Source organism: Cysteiniphilum marinum (assembly GCF_014857925.1).
In the GTDB taxonomy this organism is placed as follows: Bacteria; Pseudomonadota; Gammaproteobacteria; order Francisellales; family Francisellaceae; genus Caedibacter; species Caedibacter marinus.
The window spans coordinates 73,276-92,543 of record NZ_JACYVZ010000004.1; the positions used below are offsets into that span (position 1 = coordinate 73,276).

The 19,268-nt window shown below is 38.1% G+C and carries 18 protein-coding genes and 1 pseudogene; 14 read left to right on the forward strand and 5 right to left on the reverse strand.

The genetic code is table 11. The annotated features are described in order from the left end of the window. Positions 1-40 precede the first annotated feature (40 nt). The 5 genes and pseudogenes from IE867_RS03750 to IE867_RS03770 form a co-directional block, all read left to right on the forward strand. Positions 41-400 (forward strand): annotated as a pseudogene (locus IE867_RS03750) (rhodanese-like domain-containing protein); the annotation flags it as partial. A gap of 17 nt (positions 401-417) precedes the next feature. Further along, a complete protein-coding gene (gene ispF / locus IE867_RS03755; RefSeq protein WP_192483444.1) occupies positions 418-900 on the forward strand; it encodes a 2-C-methyl-D-erythritol 2,4-cyclodiphosphate synthase in 483 nt (160 codons plus the stop codon). An 8-nt stretch (positions 901-908) separates the two neighbouring features. Beyond that, positions 909-1,277 (forward strand): ZapG family protein, encoded by a 369-nt coding sequence (locus IE867_RS03760; RefSeq protein ID WP_192483445.1) that lies wholly within the window; start codon positions 909-911, stop codon positions 1,275-1,277. After that, a complete protein-coding gene (gene truD / locus IE867_RS03765) occupies positions 1,274-2,254 on the forward strand; it encodes a tRNA pseudouridine(13) synthase TruD (protein WP_192483446.1) in 981 nt (326 codons plus the stop codon). Before IE867_RS03760 ends, truD begins: the two co-directional genes overlap by 4 nt. A gap of 13 nt (positions 2,255-2,267) precedes the next feature. Further along, positions 2,268-3,464 (forward strand): protoporphyrinogen/coproporphyrinogen oxidase, encoded by a 1,197-nt coding sequence (locus tag IE867_RS03770; protein WP_192483447.1) that lies wholly within the window; start codon positions 2,268-2,270, stop codon positions 3,462-3,464. On the opposite strand, the gene IE867_RS03775 is transcribed toward IE867_RS03770, so the two are convergent. Beyond that, entirely contained in the window at positions 3,461-5,602 is a 2,142-nt protein-coding gene (locus tag IE867_RS03775; protein WP_225629948.1) for a RelA/SpoT family protein, read from the reverse strand. The two genes, IE867_RS03770 and IE867_RS03775, sit on opposite strands and share 4 nt — an antisense overlap. Positions 5,603-5,845: 243 nt before the next feature. Between IE867_RS03775 and csrA the strand changes: the two genes are divergently transcribed. The 6 genes from csrA (at position 5,846) to IE867_RS03805 (ending at position 12,046) form a co-directional block, all read left to right on the forward strand. Continuing rightward, the gene (csrA, locus tag IE867_RS03780) at positions 5,846-6,031 is read left to right on the forward strand and encodes a carbon storage regulator CsrA (RefSeq protein ID WP_192483448.1); all 186 of its coding nucleotides are present in this window, start codon (positions 5,846-5,848) and stop codon (positions 6,029-6,031) included. A gap of 223 nt (positions 6,032-6,254) precedes the next feature. Next, entirely contained in the window at positions 6,255-6,686 is a 432-nt protein-coding gene (locus IE867_RS03785; RefSeq protein ID WP_192483449.1) for a LysM peptidoglycan-binding domain-containing protein, read from the forward strand. A gap of 41 nt (positions 6,687-6,727) precedes the next feature. Then, entirely contained in the window at positions 6,728-8,011 is a 1,284-nt protein-coding gene (locus IE867_RS03790) for a TolC family protein (RefSeq protein ID WP_192483450.1), read from the forward strand. Beyond that, on the forward strand, positions 7,992-8,885 hold the full coding sequence (locus IE867_RS03795; RefSeq protein WP_192483451.1) for an efflux RND transporter periplasmic adaptor subunit: 894 nt from the start codon (positions 7,992-7,994) through the stop codon (positions 8,883-8,885). Before IE867_RS03790 ends, IE867_RS03795 begins: the two co-directional genes overlap by 20 nt. A 4-nt stretch (positions 8,886-8,889) precedes the next feature. After that, a complete protein-coding gene (locus tag IE867_RS03800) occupies positions 8,890-10,920 on the forward strand; it encodes an ABC transporter permease (RefSeq protein WP_192483452.1) in 2,031 nt (676 codons plus the stop codon). Positions 10,921-11,038: 118 nt separating this feature from the next. Further along, positions 11,039-12,046, forward strand: coding sequence for a Fic family protein (locus IE867_RS03805; protein ID WP_192483453.1), 1,008 nt, complete (start codon positions 11,039-11,041; stop codon positions 12,044-12,046). A 136-nt stretch (positions 12,047-12,182) separates the two neighbouring features. On the opposite strand, the gene IE867_RS03810 is transcribed toward IE867_RS03805, so the two are convergent. Both IE867_RS03810 and IE867_RS03815 read right to left on the reverse strand, forming a co-directional pair. Continuing rightward, positions 12,183-12,788, reverse strand: coding sequence for a short chain dehydrogenase (locus tag IE867_RS03810; protein ID WP_192483454.1), 606 nt, complete (start codon positions 12,786-12,788; stop codon positions 12,183-12,185). Between the two features lie 386 nt (positions 12,789-13,174). Next, complete coding sequence (locus IE867_RS03815; protein ID WP_192483455.1) at positions 13,175-13,687, reverse strand: hypothetical protein; 513 nt, start codon at positions 13,685-13,687, stop codon at positions 13,175-13,177. Between the two features lie 181 nt (positions 13,688-13,868). On the opposite strand from IE867_RS03815, the gene IE867_RS14635 reads away from it, so the two are divergent. Beyond that, on the forward strand, positions 13,869-14,702 hold the full coding sequence (locus IE867_RS14635; protein ID WP_203249660.1) for an outer membrane beta-barrel protein: 834 nt from the start codon (positions 13,869-13,871) through the stop codon (positions 14,700-14,702). A gap of 3 nt (positions 14,703-14,705) precedes the next feature. Next, on the forward strand, positions 14,706-14,957 hold the full coding sequence (locus tag IE867_RS03825) for a LysM peptidoglycan-binding domain-containing protein (protein WP_192483456.1): 252 nt from the start codon (positions 14,706-14,708) through the stop codon (positions 14,955-14,957). On the opposite strand, the gene IE867_RS03830 is transcribed toward IE867_RS03825, so the two are convergent. Further along, complete coding sequence (locus IE867_RS03830) at positions 14,950-15,825, reverse strand: hypothetical protein (protein ID WP_192483457.1); 876 nt, start codon at positions 15,823-15,825, stop codon at positions 14,950-14,952. The genes IE867_RS03825 and IE867_RS03830 overlap by 8 nt on opposite strands. Before the next feature lie 645 nt (positions 15,826-16,470). On the opposite strand from IE867_RS03830, the gene IE867_RS03835 reads away from it, so the two are divergent. Next, a complete protein-coding gene (locus IE867_RS03835; RefSeq protein ID WP_192483458.1) occupies positions 16,471-17,865 on the forward strand; it encodes an NAD(P)-binding domain-containing protein in 1,395 nt (464 codons plus the stop codon). Here the strand turns inward: IE867_RS03835 and IE867_RS03840 are convergent. Next, complete coding sequence (locus IE867_RS03840; protein WP_192483459.1) at positions 17,818-19,002, reverse strand: hypothetical protein; 1,185 nt, start codon at positions 19,000-19,002, stop codon at positions 17,818-17,820. The two genes, IE867_RS03835 and IE867_RS03840, sit on opposite strands and share 48 nt — an antisense overlap. Positions 19,003-19,268: the final 266 nt, after the last annotated feature.

The following is a 19,268-nucleotide window of genomic DNA, read 5'->3' on the forward strand; positions in this document are numbered from 1 at the left end:
TAACACCCGTCACATATCATCAAAAAGCAAAGGACGTAAGATGCAACACAACACTGAATTTCTTAAACTGGTTAATGATGCCAAAACACGCATTAAAGAGTGCGATGTTTTCCACATTAAACAGATGCTTGATAACAACACATTAGATGGTCTTCTTATTGATGTCCGTGAAGAGTCTGAATTTGCGCACTCACATTTGCCTGGGGCCAATCATTTAAGCCGTGGAATGATTGAAGTCAAAGTTGAACAACTCATTCCTAACAAAAATCAAAAGATATACCTATATTGCGGTGGCGGTTTTCGCTCAGCATTAAGTGCCGATAACCTGCAAAAAATGGGGTATGACAATGTCATCTCAGTGGATGGTGGTTTTCGTGCATGGGTTAGCAATAGCTTCCCATTAAGTGTTGAGGATTAATGATGTTTCGTATTGGTCACGGCTATGATGTGCATCGCATCAGCAACGAAGATAAGCCATTAATGCTTGGCGGCATTGAGGTTGATGCACCTTTCTCACTTCAAGCACATTCTGATGGTGATGTCATTTTACATGCCATTACCGACGCAATCCTTGGTGCTGGTGCTTTAGGTGATATTGGTCAGCATTTCCCTGATACTGACCCCAAACATAAAAATCAAGCAAGCAAAGATTTTTTAATGCATGCGCAGCACGGCATCAAAGCCCAAGGTTATCACATTGCCAATATTGATGTCACTGTTGTCGCTCAAGTGCCAAAGCTTGCCCCTTATATTCCTGAAATGCGTCAATGTATTGCAACGCTGTTGCAGCTTACACTAAATCAAGTTAACATCAAGGCAACTACGACTGAAAAACTTGGGTTTACCGGCAGAAAAGAAGGTATCGCCTGCCATGCGGTTACCCTTATTTATCAACAATAGGAGCAACCATGCTTATTTCATTAATTTTAGGTGTCATCGCCGCTTTTATCATTGGACTTGCGATTGGCTTAAGTGTGCGTAAAAGTAGCAAAAATCTTAGCAATGAACTAGATGAAACTAAGACATTGTTAACACACTATCAAAATACCATCAATGAGCATGTGCATAAAACACATGAGATTATGGAAAACATCTATCAGCAATTTTCTGAGCTACAAAAACATTCGCAAGAATACAGTGTTAAGCTTAATCTTGACCCATCAAGACAGTCTTTATTGCAACCCAAAGCCTATCGCGATAAAGAAAAAACCCATCAGCTCAACAATGAACCACAATACCCTAAAGACTATGCTTCTGAAGGTGAAGAAAAGCAATGAGTCAATTGATTGGCGCTCTCAAAACATATCATGAGGACTTCTTGGTTGAAGAAATCTTTGATTTTGATTTAACCGGTGAAGGCGAGCATATTTGGCTCTTTACCGAAAAAAATGGTTTAAACACCAAAGATATTATTCGCGCATTATCTCGATATACAAATCTTAAGCAGCGCGATATTGGCTACAGTGGTTTGAAAGATAAACACGCGATTACTCGCCAGTGGTTCTCGCTATATTACCCAGGAAAAGCTGATATCGATTTTAGTGATTTCAATGTCGACAATTGCAACATTCTACGCATCAGTCGCCACAATAAAAAACTTAAAATTGGCAGCCACAAAGCCAATCGCTTTACCCTTGTATTGCGTGATTTAACATTACCCTTTACAGAAATAGAGCCCAGAATTAAACATATTATGCAAAATGGCTTTATAAACCTTTTTGGTGAACAGCGTTTTGGTCATGACAATCTACAACAAGCGCATGATGTTATTGACGATAAAATCAAGCTTAACCCAAAAGATCATGGCTTTTTATTATCCGTTATGCGCAGCTTTTTGTTTAATGCTTATGTGCAGTTTCGCCAACAAAATCACACAGATCAAATAGCATTAATCGGTGATATTGTCGGCTTTAGCGATGGCAATAGTGTCTTTCAAGTCACTGAGGAGAACCAAAACGAAATCCAACAGCGTATTGAGTCTAAGGAGTTAAGCATTGCCGCACCACTGATTGGTAAACAGCAAAAGTTATTCTTTAGTAATGAGGCATTGAGCCAATATGAACAATTTACGCAAACTCATGGCAAGTTTATTGATTATTTAACAACACATTGCGAGATGCAATTTCGCAGCATCTATGCATATCCTAATGATCTTAAGTATGATTATAACGAATCAGATAATACGTTAATGCTTACTTTTAGCTTAGGAACAGGCGCATATGCAACTTCATTAGTTCACGCATTATCTGCATAAAAGGAATATTATCATGGCAGAACACTATCCCATTGCCATCATTGGCGGCGGCATCTCAGGGGTAAGCTTTGCACACTTTGCAGCGCTTAAAGGATATAAAAGCATTATCCTTGAGCAAAATGACAAGCTTGGTGGCTGCATTGAAACCTACCACAGCCCCAAAACACGTGATTTTTGGCTTGAACTAGGTGCGCATACCATTTACAACTCTTATCAACATTTAATTAGTTTGTGTCGTGATAGCGGACTTTTGAATCAGTTGCAAAAACGTGAAAAACACCCCTTTAAACTACTAATAGCACAAAATAAAATCGCGAGTGTTGTCAGTAAGCTTAATCCAATTCGCGCAGGTATTGGCTTGCCGCTATTTAAATTTAGCCATGCTAATGATCGCACCGTTGAAGAATATTTCAGCTTTGTCTTCGGATCTCAAAATTATCAAAAAACACTACGTTATTGCTTTGATGCCGTACTTTGTCAAGATAGCCAACATTTCCCGGCTGACTTTCTTTTTAAAACACGTGCTAAAGATAAAAGCTTACCACGCAGTTTTACTTTTGAGCACGGCATGTCAAGCCTATTTAGAGATATAGCTAACCCAAATACAACGATCAATCTAAATACTCAAGTCATGAGCATTGAGCAGCAGAACAAACAGTGGCATATCACCACAGATAATGGTGTATTCACAGCAGATAAGCTGGTTTTAGCAATACCGTGGCATGTTTGCTATCGATTGCTTGCACAAATTAATCATCCACTTGTTCATCTTCAGCATCAACCTGATATTTCTAAGCTCATAACAGTCGCTTTAGTTTTTGATCAAGACAAGATCAAACATATCAAACCAATCAATGGCTTAATTGGTGTGAATCAAGACTTCTTTTCAATGGTCACGCGCGACACGCTAACACATCAGAAATATCGTGGCATGACAGTGCATTTTAAAAACACAAATACCCCTTACCAACAATTAGTGGATGGGTTTTTATCGAAACTTAATATTCCTAGAGATGCCTTAATTGATCTAAAACACAAAAAAAATAGCGTACCATGTTATCAACCACAGCATCAACAGTTTATTGATGGGATTAAGAATGAGTTGATCAAGGACAAAACTTTAGCATTAACGGGCAACTACTTTACGCGCTTAGCCGTTGAGGACTGTGTTAAGCGCTCTTTTGAAGAGGCAAAAAGACTTCTTAATTAAACACGCTCTATTTTAAGACATATTTTTAAGTGCTTTAACCCACGGATGACACGCGCCAAATGCACACGATCTTTCACCTCAACCATCGTTTGCACGATACCATATTGCGCATCAGACTCCAGAATATTGAAACTTAAAATTTGTGCATCATGACGTGATATATTAGCAGTGACTTTGGCAATCGCACCTTGTACATTTTGCAAACTCACACGCAACTTCACCGGGTAATAACCTGTGCAGTCTTTTGCCCATTGTGTTTCAATAATTTCATGTGTTTTTTTAAGTTTTAATAACTCATTACATTTAATACGATGAATCATTAGTCCTTTGTCAGAGATCAATACACCTGTAATTGGATCATCAGGAATTGGTGTACAACAGCTTGCTAATTGGCGCAAATAACTATCATCAATTAATAATTTGCGTTGTGAGTCATAACCATCACTTTCAAGTTGTTGTTTTTGCTCAACAAAGTGTACAAACGTATTCGCTGAAAAATTCGCCTGCCCAATAGCGGCATGTAACTCGGCAATAGTAGGGAAATTAAATTCAACTAATACCTCTTGTAATAATTCCGCTGAAATAGTCGAAAAATCCATATGATTTTTTAGTAGCGCTTGTGTGAGAATCTGCTGCCCAATATGCACAAACTCTTCATGCTCATGGCGCTTTAAAGCATGTTTTATCGCGTGTTTAGCACGCGCTGTTTTAATAAACTCAAGCCATGCGGGATTTGGGTGGGCATTAGGCGAGGTAATGATCTCAACGGTATCGCCATGGGTTAATATATAACTCAATGGTGTGATCCTACGATTGACCTTAGCCGCAATACAGTGATTACCAATATCGGTATGAATATGATAAGCAAAGTCAACGCATGTCGCACTTTTGGGTAACTCAATAATCTCACCATTTGGTGTGAACACATAAACTTCATCAGGAAATAAATCAAGCTTAACACTTTCAACAAAGTCGGTTGATTTGGTGACGTGTTGTTGCAAATCAGAAAGTTTTTCTAGCCATTTCTGAGCATTATCATGACTTAATGACTTGGCCTTATAAATCCAATGTGCGGCAACCCCTTTCTCTGCCGTATCATCCATCATCTTGGTTTTTATCTGCACTTCTATTGGCACACCATAAGGACCAAAAACTGTAGTATGCAATGACTGATAACCATTGGCTTTTGGTGTCGCAATATAATCTTTAAAACGCCCTGGAATTGGACGAAAGATCTCATGAATTGCACCCAAGATCATATAACACTCACGACGCGTTGGTGCAATCACTTTGTAAGCATAGATGTCCATAATTTCAGAGAATGACATCTCTTTATCACGCATCTTGCGATAAATACTATACAAACGTTTCTTGCGCCCAGAAACCAACTGTTCACTTTCTAACAGCTCAGCCAAATGGTGTTGTAATCGCTCCATAATCTTACGAAACAAGCGATCACGATGCTTTTGCGCATGTAATACTTTTGTTTTAAGCGTTTTATAGCGATAAGGATACATTGCCTCAAAAGCCAACTCTTCAAAGGAGTTTTTAATATGATGCATCCCCAATCTATGCGCAATAGGGGCGTAAATCTCCAAGGTCTCTAATGCAATCCGTCGACGCTTATCTGGGCGAAGCGGCGCAAGGGTTGTCATATTATGCAACCGATCAGCCAGCTTAATCAGAATAACGCGAATATCCTGAACCATTGCCAAAACCATTTTACGGAAATTCTCAGCTTGCAACTCTGCCTTTGAATGGGTTTCTATCTTACTTAACTTAGTAACACCTTCAACTAATTGCGCTGTTTTTTCACCATAACGTTTGGCAATCATTTCTGATGAGATTTCAGTATCTTCAATCGTGTCATGCAAAAGAGCAGCAATCACCGTTTCACAATCAAGGCGCATACCTGCCAATACACAAGCAACTGCCACTGGATGGGTAAAATAAGGCTCGCCAGAGCTTCTAACCTGCAGCTCATGCGCATCAGCACCAAATAAAAAAGCATCTGCCACTAACGCACGTTGCTCATCATTTAGATAACTAAAAATAATTTTATTTAACTTATAAAATAAAAACATCTGATATAAGCGCAGCTTAATAATGCTTTTCAGTATAACTGATAATTCACCCAAAGCCCTACTACTGCTGTGGCAAAACTAGTCAATTTCAATTTAAATGCATAAATTTCTGGTAAAACTTATTTATTTGTTTAGAATTATCCAGTTTTTAGATGCATATAAATATTTTAAGTCTATACTTTTTGCGAGGACTAAAAGCATTTTAAGCTTGGGGTTGTGCATTTGCTTTGCAAAGGGTTGGTATAGGTTTAATTCAGCTTTGGAAGATAAAGCTATATAATAAGGAGTAACTTTAACATGTTAATTTTAACAAGAAGACTTGGCGAGACTGTCATGATTGGGGACGAAGTAACAGTCACTGTTTTGGGCGTCAAAGGAAATCAAGTTCGTCTAGGCATAAACGCACCTAAAGAGGTGTCTGTACATCGTGAAGAAATCTTTGTGCGCATCAAAGGTGAGCACTCACTAGGTGATATGGAATAACATACCGCCATAAGCATAACTCATATTGAGTAACAAACTATTATCAAAAGCTGATTTATATCATTTGCTTACGATAGCAATCTGACTCATTCTATTATCTCCCATTCTTATAATGGTTCACAAACAGTACACACCTGTACTCCACAATTCAGCCGTAAACCTTTTGCAGCACTTATGCTTTATAGCTACACTGGTGAGGTATCATCAAAAGAAGGAGTGAGTTATGCAAAAGAAACTTTATATTCTTGCAGCTGGAATACTGTTGTTAGCAGGTTGCGCACAATTTAGCAGTCAACACAAAGAGTCAACTACCACAGCACCGACAGAACAGGCTATTAAAGACAATACATCTTCAACAGTAAGCAATAATGACAAAACCACAATAGACAAGGCATCTAGCGACAATAACACAACCAAAATCGTTGAAGCAATCGGTGCACCTGAAACAAAAACCAAAGAAATCTCATCAATTGCTAACGCTGTAGATAATGATCAACCAGTAACTTATAAAGTCGAGATTGGCGATAGCCTATATAGCATTGCACGCAAGAATAATATCAGTATGACCTGTCTTTCTAAAGCCAATAAAATCACCGACCCTAATCGTTTAGCAGCAGGACAAACACTGATTATTCCAAAGCCTGCTGACTGCTAAAAATCCCCATGAACCAACATCTAAAATATCTTAGCCTATGTATGCTAAGCACGATGACTTCTTTTGGGTTTTGCAAAAGCTTCAGTTTACAGCAAGCAGTACAATATGCGATTGAGCATTCTCCGAGTTTAAAATCACAGCAATCACAACTTAACATTGGTACTTTGCAAAAAGATAATGCTTTTGCCGCCTTCTTGCCAAAGCTTGACTTAGTCAGCACATCAACAGCAAGTGATACGACATACAGTGCAGTCAACAGTACAGGCTTTAATACCGGCAATACCGTTGGCTTACAGTTGTCGGAAGACTTTAGTCAAAATGGCATTAAGATCACCAATTATTACCAAGCCAAGATCCAAACCGCAATTGATCAACTTAACTATCGCTATACTAAGGATCAGTTGATCCAAAAAGTGGCTGAAAATTTTATCCAATATTCACTCAGCGCACACAACCTTAAGTTGCAAGAAACACTTTACCAGCAATATCAAACACAGTATTTAAGTGCCAACACCTTATATAAACAAGGGCTTAAATCACGCTCGGATGAGCTTAACTTAAAAACACAGCTATTAAGTACCGAGATTACATTAAAGCAACAAAAACAAAACCTCAGAGTTGCCAAACAGGAATTACTCAAAAGCATGGGTATTAGTGCTTTTAGCCCTCAAGATTTCAGTTTTAATGTCTTGGCATTGCAAGACCTAAAGGACATCCCTAAAGCATTAACGCGCTTCTCTGAGCAATATCTCTATCAATACAAATTATGGCAATTACAACGACAAAAAGATGATTGGAGTATTAACCAAGCAAAACGTAATTACTGGCCAAACGCCTCCTTTTCTATCAATGGTGGCTATCAAAATCCTTATGCACAAAATGGCTTTTTTGGTGGCATTAGTGCACGCAAAGAGTTTAGCTGGAACGCAACCTTAACATTGAGTTTCAACCTATTTGATGGCGGCACATTGGATCGCAATATCGTCATTGCTGAGGAAACAAAACTTAAAAATCAATATGACAATCAAGGCAGCATACTCGATGTACAGAAAACGCTAGCCGATTTACTCAATGATTTCAAAAACCAATATGACACCTTGCCAACAGCAATCGAACTGCAGAAATATGCCAAAGAAAGTTACACATCGGTGAAGCGTAATTTTCAAGCTGGAAGTCAGTCTTATCTTGATTTAATCAATGCATTAAGCAGCTTACAAACAGCCGAACAAACGATGCTTAATCTCTATGCAAATTTATTAAAAGACACCTATCAATATCATTTCTATAAAGGAGACATTGAGCGTTATGTTTTCAAGAATCATTAAATGGCTCATTATCATTATTATCCTAATTGCGATTGGCTACGGGCTTTATTATTACTTCGCTGTTAAAACCAGTCAGCCATTGGCAACAACAGATACGCCCTACACGGTAAGCAAAAGAACGCTGATAAATAAAATTTCCGCTTCAGGAGAAGTGAGTGCCAATAAAGAAACCGTGGTTGCAGCTCCTTATGCTGGTTATATCCAAAAAATCTATGTCAATCTGGGGCAGCACGTCGTTCAAGGTGATCCTCTTGTGAGTATCGTCAGCTCACTACAATCACCGGAGAAGGTCTACCCAATTAGAGCACCTTATGCCGGAACAGTGGTTTATATTCAGAAATCTGAAGGTGAGTACGTCACCCAAGGTTCAGGCAGCACTCAAAACAGTGACTTCATTCTCAAAGTTGATGATTTATCGAAGCTTTATGTCACTGCAAATATTACTGAGTCAAACATACTGCAAATGAAAAAAGGCTTAAAAGTTATGATCAAAGCATCCGCTAACAACAATACTAGCTTTGATGGTGTTATTACTAGCGTCGCTCTCGCGCCCTCGCCAAATAATTCAGGAACGTCATTTAACTCAACACAACAAACGACTTATCCAATTAAAGTACTCGTCACAACAAAGAATGCCGTTTTACTTCCAGGAATGAATGTTATTTGTGATATTTACATTGATGAAAAGCATGACGTCATTGCCCTCCCTAAGCAATATATTCGCACTCAAGATGGGCATAATTATGTCAAATTAAGCAACGGTAAAACGCAAGAAGTCAGCTTAGGCATACAAACCACACAAGATGTTGAAATCACCAAAGGCTTAACAGTCGGTGATCAAGTTGAGCCGATTGATTACTTCAGCGGAGTATAGCCATATGAGTTTGGCATATGAGGTAAGTAATCTTAGTTTTAGCTACCATGGTTCAATGAAATCAACACCTGTGCTACATGACATTAATCTAAACATCACACAAGGTGAGTTTGTTGCCATTGTCGGGGCGTCAGGATCAGGCAAGTCAACACTACTGCATTTATTAGGTGCAATGCTGACACTTGAATCAGGCAACATCAAAATCAATAGCGAGTCACTTGCCCATGCTGATAGTCGTAAGCTAGCACAGATACGTGCTAAACATATTGGCTTTGTATTTCAGCAATTTCATCTATTACCCAAGCTAAGTGTATTGGATAACATCCTGTTACCGATGAATTATCCGATCAATATCCAACATGATCGCAAAGTATTAAAACAAAAAGCGTATGACATTGCTAAAGAAGTCGGCATTGCCCATCGCCTAGATCATTATCCTAAAGAGCTATCAGGCGGTGAGCAACAACGTGTCGCGATTGCTAGAGCGTTGATGCGTGATGCCGACATTATCCTTGCCGATGAACCAACGGGTAATTTGGATAGTCATAATACCCAGAACATTATGGCGCTATTAACCAAGCTTAATCAACGCGGCAAAACGATTATTTTAGTAACACATGATAAGGAAATTGCTGATTTTGCGCCGCGCACTATCGAAATTAAAGATGGTAAAGTGCTTGCGGATATTAAAAAGGACAACCAAATAAATTCCTCGGAAAAGAATAACTTAGCAACAGCTCAAGCCAACAAACAAAAGCCAAGCTCAAGCAGCAGCTACACATATGCCTTAACACATCTTTTTGTATTGGCATTGCGTACATTGATGATCAAGAAAGGTCAAACACTATTGACTGCATTGGGTGTAATTATCGGTGTTGCTTCCATTATTGTAATGATGACGCTTGGGCAATATGCTAAAGATAAAATTCTAGCGTCTTATGATAAATTGGGCGCAAAAACGGTATTATTCTATGCCTACAAGAACTGGATGCAATCAGCATCAGATCATAGCAATTCGGCGTTTGAGCAGCTCTCAGTTAAAGATGATCTTATGCCGATAAAGCGGATTTTCCCACAGATTACCATGCTATCGCCTTCGATTAGTAGTTATGCCAATAGTGTGATTTTCAACAGTAACAAGGTGCATCAAAGTCAAATATCAATTCAAGGCGTTAATGAATATTTCTTGCCTATTGTGAATACACAGCTAGCACAAGGCCGTAACTTCTCGGCACTGGACATTCAAAATGCTGATAACGTCTGCATTATTGGTAATGATATTAATCATGAGCTTTTCCCAACACAAAGCGCAATTGGCAATGTCATTAAAATCGGTGATTATGGTGGCAGTTATACCTGCTTTGTAATTGGCGTGCTAAAGAAAAAATCTAGCTCAAGCAGTGATGCGTGGAATAATATTAACATGCAGATTCTTCTGCCTTTCACCTATTTACAAAAGGTCAATTGGAGCTTTTTAGCACAGTTTTATTTTAGTGTTGATGATGTAAACACGGTCATTCCGGTGAGTGACGCGCTTAAAAATTACTTCACCAGCAAATATGGCAATAGCGGTACCTTTATGGTGTCACCGGATATAGATCTATTGCATAATATACAGACTTTTTTGAATATCTTCACGTTAATGCTCGCCGTGATCTCGATCGTGTCACTAGTGGTTGCAGGTATTGGTATCACCAATATGATGCTAGCATCAATTTCTGAAAATCTATATGAAATCGGTTTATTAAAAGCCATTGGTGCCGGAGATCGCACGATTTTTTGGAGCTATTTGATTGAAGCCATTTTACTATGCTTAAGTGCTGGTATTATCGGCTTTATTTTTGGCGTTGGCAGCTATGAGTTAATCTTATATATCGCCTCAAAATTTGTGCAAGAGATCCAGTTTATCTGGTTCATCTCACCCTTTGCGGTATTACTAGCGTTTATCTCCGTCGTCAGCTTAGGGATATTAAGCGGCTTGCTACCTGCGCGTAAAGCCGCAGCTTTAGATGTCGTGAAGTGTTTAAACCATTAAAACCTCGCGCTTTTACATTGAAGTAATGGAAATCTAAATGCAGGTGCTTATTAAGTTGTTATAATGCCGCCATATACTACATGAGCAAGATAATCCAATAGAAAGTAAGGATGCAACAATGAGCTACAAACCACCCTTTACGATTACTACCGACACCCTCAATCTGGTGGTTGAAATCAGTCAGGCTGTCGGTCGCTTAAGCGCTGAGTTTGAACAGGAAAAGCTGCTGCGTCTGCGCAAGGTGAATCGTATGCGTACGGTACAGGGGTCATTGGCCATTGAGGGCAATACACTGTCACAAGAGCAAATCACTGCCATTCTTGATGGTAAACGTGTGATTGCCCCGCCCAAAGAAGTACTAGAAGCTCAAAATGCCATTGCTACGTATGAACTCATCAACACTTGGCAGCCTGCTAATAATAACGATTTACTGACTGCACACAGGCTTTTAATGAAGGGGTTGATTGAGGAAGTAGGTCGATACCGCAGTCAGGGTGTTGGTGTTATGTCGGGTGATCAAGTGGTACATATGGCGCCACAGGCCGATCGTGTACCCAAGTTGATGCATGAGCTACTGGACTGGCTAAGCACTACTGACTTGCATCCTTTAATTGCCAGTTGCGTTTTTCATTACGAATTTGAGTTTATTCATCCGTTCTCTGATGGTAATGGTCGCATGGGGCGCTTGTGGCAAACACTGATTCTATCGCAGTGGCAGTCTGTCTTTATTAATATTCCCGTCGAAAGTCTGGTGCATCAGCATCAGCAAGCGTATTACCTTGCCATCCGCAGTAGTACCGCCAAAACCGATTGCTCACCATTTATTGAATTTATGTTGCAAATGATACTGGATGCCATTGAGGAAAGCACATCACTACCCATTAAAGATGAGGGTTTAAGTGAAGGGTTAAACAAGGGTTTAAATGCGGGTTTAAAACTATCGGTACTTGATCAAACCATCCTTGAATTAATAAGAACAGACCCGACTATCACCAATGCGCTACTGGCTGAGCAAACCGGCAAGGCACTTAGTACCATTGAACGCAGAATTAAAAAATTGAAAGAGCACAACTTACTAAAACGGGTTGGTTCTAAGAAAACCGGTCACTGGGAGGTTTGCCTATGACTATAATACCCTCCAGATTTTGGACCGCAGTTAGAGGCACAAAAAGAGTCTCAAAAAATGTTGAACTGTGTGCCCAATTGGCGGGGTATACCGCTCGTAAATCATTTTGCGGTGTTCGATGTCAAAGAAGCTTTTATTAAAACCCGACTTTAAAAACCTTGCCAATTTCAATACCAGCAACGGATCTTAGGTAGGCTTGTGCTGCCTCATGTACTGATACTGATTTAAACCCTGGAAAGAATGGTGCATAAGATGCAAGAGCTTCGGTGATAACCGTTGGGCTTACTGCATTGATACGCACTTGTTGGCGCAACTCTAAGCTTGCAGCTTTGATATAACCTTCAAGTGCGGCATTAACCATTGCAGCAGAGGCGCCAAGCGCAATAGGCTCTTGATTTAAAATCCCTGTGGTTAGTGTAAATGAGCCGTTATCGTTAATATATTTTAACCCCTCTTGCACGAGATTGACCTGTCCCATCAATTTATTGTGAAGCCCAAGCATAAAATCAGCTACCGTCATTTCAGTTAACGCTTTAAAAGTTACTTTACCCGTGGTCGATACCAAAGCATCAAATGAGCCAATCTTGTCATACATGGCTTTGATCGAGTTAAGATCTGCAATATCCACCTCAATATCACCTGAACGTGATACTTTCACAACCTCATAGCCATGGTTTTGCAATGTATCACAAACACCTTGCCCAATCGTACCCGTCGCACCAACAACAATCACTTTTTTCATAACTACATCCTTCTTAAATTATATAACTATACTATCTATCAACATTCATTGGTCGCTGGCTGAGCATAAGTCGAAGCCAGTATAAGTTACCTATGCAAATATTATCAGGTGTTGTTTTAGATTCTCGGGCTTAATCGAAATATCCATCATTACCACGAAACTATTGTTTAGGCACTTACATGTCGAATTTATTAGCACTCCCTTCGACTTACACTCAGGGAACGATCAACTCTTCTGGGAAAATTCAACGACATTTAATAATCAATCATTACCATTATACTTAATTTCTTTTTTGTTGATAGTTATTTCTTTGTTTCTTTCTTCATGTTTTTTTTATGACGCAAGTAACTCCTCCCTATGAGAATACGTAACATACGGATATTGCTTTAAAAAAACTTTAATTTCTGCCACCAACTTTTGTTGTGAATATTTTTCTCAAGCTTTTCGCGCTTTATTGCCAATGAGGTTCTTAAATCATTCGGCGTTAAGCGATGTGAAGCAAAATCATTATTGGTCAAAGGTGATTTTGCCGCTTTAAATGCGGCATCAATAAGCTCTGAGCAGAACCATTTATCATGCTCATCCATCCAGTCACGACGCCACAAGCCAAGCCCCAAAGCGGATGAATAATCATACTTCTTACCAAGTTGATTGTTTAAAAAACTAATCAGATTATTCTTTTGTGCATCACTGATTTCTGTACACCACGTTTCTAGCATATCTTGAGATTTACGTAAATCATCATAGCTGCGCTTATAAACACCTAATGAACCATTACTACTATAGCAATCATCATCAACTTGCAGCTCGACATGTGAGAAATGTGAACGCGTTACCCAACGAATGCCATAACTAACGGGGTGATACCTGCGACCAAAATATATTTGAATGAGAGGCATAACAATTTCCTTTTTATCTTTCCATAAACTCCTTGGCCAGTATAGCCAAACATTGATCATAATAAACGTAATGTTAATAGAAATAAGCGTATCGTATTTGATTTTTCCAAATTTTTACGTTAATTTGCGCGAACCAAAAATAGGTCTTTGGTACAAAACAAATCTATAGGGGGTTTATCTCATGACAAAAATGAACAAAATAATTGGCTTATCAGCCATTGCTTTATTAAGCATCTCTGCAGCAAATGCGGGCGCACAAAGTGGTTTGGTTGTTGGTGGTAACGTTGGTTATTCATTTGCACAAAATGGTTTTGCAAACCACAAAGGTGGTGTAGCTTTAGGTGGTTTAGTAGGTTATGACTACGCTTTAAATCGTAGCATTAGCGTTGGTGCGGAAATGGATTTGCAATATGCAAACCAAGTATCAAAGACAGCAGGTAACAAAATCAATGTTTGGAATGTGCCATTATTCTTAGTTGGTAAGTACTACTTTGGTGGCAACAAACAGTTTAATGTCTTTGGTAAAGCAGGCTATGCATGGAACCGTGTTGGTGCTAATGATAACTACAGCAAAATCTTCAGACCTGTTGTTGCAGTGGGCGCTGGTTACCAATTGTCTCGCACATTGAATGTATTTGCACAATACCAATACAACTGGTTACCACAAGGCGGTCACAACATGGGTCAAGCAACGGCTTCTGTTGGTTTGACTTACACGATCCCGATGGGGCCAAGCAACTATTTCTCAAATGAAGAGAACAATGCAATCGGTCAAGAGCAACCTGCAATGCATAGCCAACCGACTGCAGCCGCAGCTGCAGTTCCAGCACCAACTGCTATTGGCAATGCGGCATATACCGTTAAAAAAGGTGATACATTGTATGATATCGCTGTAGCACATGGCTTATCAAAAACTAAAGGCGCCAACTGTATTGCTAAAGAAAATAACATCACCAACCCATCTAAGATTCTCGTGGGTCAAAAGCTTGTTATTCCAGCAGTACACTCTTGCTAATCAATGATTCATAAAACCATAGCGCTTATTCTGGCGCTATTTCTACTTAACCCGCTTTGTTATGCTTCGCAAATAAAGTTACTTGGCGAAGCTTCTGACTATGTTATTAAAAAAGGCGATACATTGTCATTAATTGCCAAGCATCACAAGATCACAACAAGTTGCTTGGCAAAGTATAACAGGATCAAAAACAGCAATAAGATTTATATTGGTCAGAGCTTGTATATTCCCAATCAAGCGCAATGCACTAAATAAGATACAAAAGCTTCAAGCCAACAGCACTCACATTGCTGTTAATGCTATTGTTTTTTGCGGGAACATAAATATAGCTTGCCCATGGCGCAATAATAAAGCGTCCATAGCTGCTATCAAAATTAAAGCCAACACCTAATAATGAATACAATCCACCATGATTCGTAGTCGATTGTGACAGCGTGCCTAAACCATTAGCTTGATAAAAATCCACTTGCGTATTGTTGTAATAGATATAACCAAGCTCAGTGCGACTGGAGATTGAAAAATAATGATTAAAATGAAATGCACTAGATTGCAATACCCCTGCATGCAAATATAGATCATCCTGATTGGTGCCACTGGTATTGATCAAAGCCAACATCATCGGTTCAGTTGTACGATATTTTGAGTAATTTGCCGTAGTGTAAACACCTGGCGTTATATGAAATCTTCCTTGAATAAATTCATAACCAAGGCTTAAAGTTGACGTTGCAAAGTAATGCTCAAGATTAGTGTGTTGATCAATGTTATAATCATTGGCACGCAGATTAATGCGCCCTGTTCCTGCCGCACCATGGATATACCAATGCGCTTGCCAATGATTATAAGTGCTAATAACACCAAAAATAGCGCCACCCATCCATTCAAATGTTGCGGCTGTGCCTACAACATTAAAAAGATTCAAACGAGTATGCGTATAGCGCGTCTCAAGTGTTGGACCAAAATACCAGTGATTATCCAGTCGATTATCTGAATTATGCAATGCCATCGTAGGATGCAAATCATCTAGGTCATGATTATCGACAACATTTGCAGCAATAGCAGATTCAACCAAGCCCAGTAATAAGCATAGCCCACGATAAAACGGGAGTTTATTTCTTATATCCATTATTTGTTTAGGTTCCATCTAATCATTCTTAGGTTGAGTATAGTTGATAATTGCAAACCATCATTATTTCTTTGACTATACTCAGCATGTGTGCGATCAACCTTAACTGGGATAATGATGATGAATGAGTTATTTTTGTTTGGTCTACTTGCTTGCTTTATATTTGTTAGTCTTATTATGGTCTGGGTGAATACGGTGGTGATTATTTAGTTTGGATATAAGATGTATATTTTCCATTTTTCTAAATGATTACAAGTCTGTTTGTAGATTTATTGAGTTAAATTAGTTATTATTTAGCAGTGCAGATAGCTTATCTTTAAGTGAACCACCCCGTCACTTAAACGTAGGTTGCCTTACTTGCTAATAGCCCCCATCTAGAGGCAAAAATTAAAGGAATATATAAATTTTGGCATGGATATCTGCATTTTAAGATCAAACCCTAATAGGGATATAGGTGTTGTAATATTCATGTTTGAGCGTTAAATATTAGCTCATTTATGTGTATTTCAGATTTTGATACGTTGATACGTATATTACCTTTTGAGTTTATATTATCTAAAAGTGAATCCTCTTATAATGGTTATGCTTATGCTAAAAGATTAGCTTCAGCAGATAATATAAATCTTTAAATACAAGGGGGTTACGATGTATGTTGTAAATCAAGTTAAAAGTAAAATGTCACCTTATCAAGTGGATTTGGTTGATGATATGGTGAATGACCTATCAGACACAAGTCGGGTTTATTTGAAAAATATTTTATCAAGATCTTATGTGATTGGTGTACAACACTTAATGGAAACGGAGTTATGCTTATTTGATGGTTTATTGTGTGCAGGTGCAATACCAGAACAAATTAGATTTGCTGGTAAGTTGTATTCCGATTATTTTCCTGCTATTCAAACTTTGAGAGGTAAAGGAATTAACATTCACACCATTAACCACACGGTAAAGCCAGGAGAGTTTTCTATTGCAATAAAACAGACAATTAGAGATATGTGGCAATATGCATTAGCTGACATCGAGGATGCAAATAATATTGATAACATCATTATTTTAGATGAAGGCGGCAGGGCGTTAGAGGAAATTCCTCGTTATTTGAAGAATAAATATAATGTGATTGTCATAGAGCATACAAGAGGAGGTCTGTACAATAGTGCTTCTCAACATATGAATATACCCATTTTAAAGCCCGCGTTATCGGCGGTTAAAAAAATATTAGAATCTCCTAAAATTGTCAGTAAAGTGGTAAAAACCGTTTTACAAAAAATCAGCAAATTACCTTATTCACAATATAAGGTATATGGAGTGGTTGGGTTAGGTAATATCGGGGCTGCCTTATCAAGAGAGCTTGTTAATAATGGCTATGAAGTCATTGCTTTTGATACAGAGTCTGAAAAGTGCAAATCACTGAAAGATAAAAGCAGCGTTGAATTGGCTTCAACATTGGATGAATTAATTCATAATTCAGAAGTCATTATAGGAACAACAGGAAAAGATATTAGTGTAGACTTTAATTTTAAAGAGCACTTATGTCATGATATCTTTTTGATTAGCGCTAGCTCTGAAGACAAGGAGTTCAAATCACTTCTAAAATCAGTTGATGGCAATAAACCATTACAAAACGACATTAAATTAAAGACATACAACGGTAATACCACAACCATTCTTTCAGGTGGATTTCCTGTCAACTTTGATCAAGCCAGTGAGTCTGTACCAATTAAAGATATATGCATTACACGTGCATTAATGTTGGGATCAATTTTTCAAGCCTGTTTCTTACTAAGGTACCTAAATTTAGATGACGTAACGAGTAATTTAAGCCTGGCAACGGATGCTTCATTACAATATTACTTAGCACAAAAATACCTAGCTTACGATCATGGCGATGACTTTAACAATGAAGTACGGCAAATTTTTTCATCATTAGATTGTATAAAGTCTTTTTCTGAGGGAATGAGTCTTGACTGTGATGAGTTTAAATTATTACTTGCTCTAAAAAATGACTTCAGCACAAGCGCGGAAAAATCTAGAGCTGGATAAATTATCAGTAGCAATATCTATGCCAATTTCATGACTTGGTCTCACTAACTTATTGTCATGTATATCTTTCTTGGAACTGTATATATTAATGGGAAGCGGCATATCTTTGTTATTCTGGTTAATACAATTCAGTGTATAGGAAATCTTTTCACAAAACGCATAATAGCTTCTTAAGCTTTCAGATAATACAACGTTACCATCTAAAAGTGTCGGGTGTAAAAACGAGTAATATACACTTTTTATAGTGGAACTCTCGGCTGTTCCAGCTAGAGAAATTATATCTGGCGGATATCGGCATTGATAGATTTCTGATAATGCATATTTGATTTCATCAATAGGGGCATCCATTGATGTAGATACTCTAAATGCTGGCGCTTTACCTTTATGAATTTGAATTAAGTGTTTTAAAGTTTCAATGTGTTGTTGATCCAGTTTGATATTATATTGGGACAATGTTAGTGATAATTGTTCCCAATGTAATGAATTTTTCATCATCTCCACAGATGAATTTACTGATTTCCATGAGTATTGTGTAATGAAATCAGTTAATAAATGATGGGAAGGCTTGCGTTTGATGACGGGCTCTACAATCGATTTAGGGAAAAACAAGACTTTGCATGTCCATGACTGAGACTCAGCAATTGCTTTAAATAGGTGATAATGCTGATGATAGGTTGCTGGAAATATATCATTTTTAAGATGGAAATGCTGTTGTAGCTTTTTAAGTCTTGATACTTCAGTTAGCTTTTGTAAACAAAATATACTTTTACTTCCAGCAGTAATTGACCAAAGTGGTTTAGCGTTGATGTTGCATAATACGTCAAGAATTTCATACGTTCCAAAGATGCCACCCTGATGCAATAAATTTAAGGGAATTGTTCTAGTGCTATTATCAATATAAAGCTCAGCATTATTTGATAGAATTATTGACAAGGGAATATGTGCATAGTTTAAATCATCTAGCATCCCATTAGTTTGGAGCTTCCCATTAAGTAGAATGTTTTCACCATAACAATAGGTTCCTTCATAGAAAACATCATCCACTGATACAATGTCTTCAATTGCATCAAATAATTCTATGTTTTCTTGCTTTACCGATTGGGCAACATCTTGCCATGTGCATGATTTCAATTCCATTATCTGTCTTTGTTTTTGTAGCTAAAGTTTAGTCATGAGATATCATAATTAATTACAATCAAAATTTATATATATTTACGCACTTTGCCTGCATTTATAGCAGGAGAAATCCCTGATATTTGGAGTTAAATTACTGAAAATATAACAATTTTATTGTGCGAAAAGCTTAGATATCATTTCGAACAGTTAAATTGAATGTTTAACAATAGTCTTAAGAAATTTATGGTGGGGGTTAACGCATCATAGATGGGGTAGTGCTAGCAATA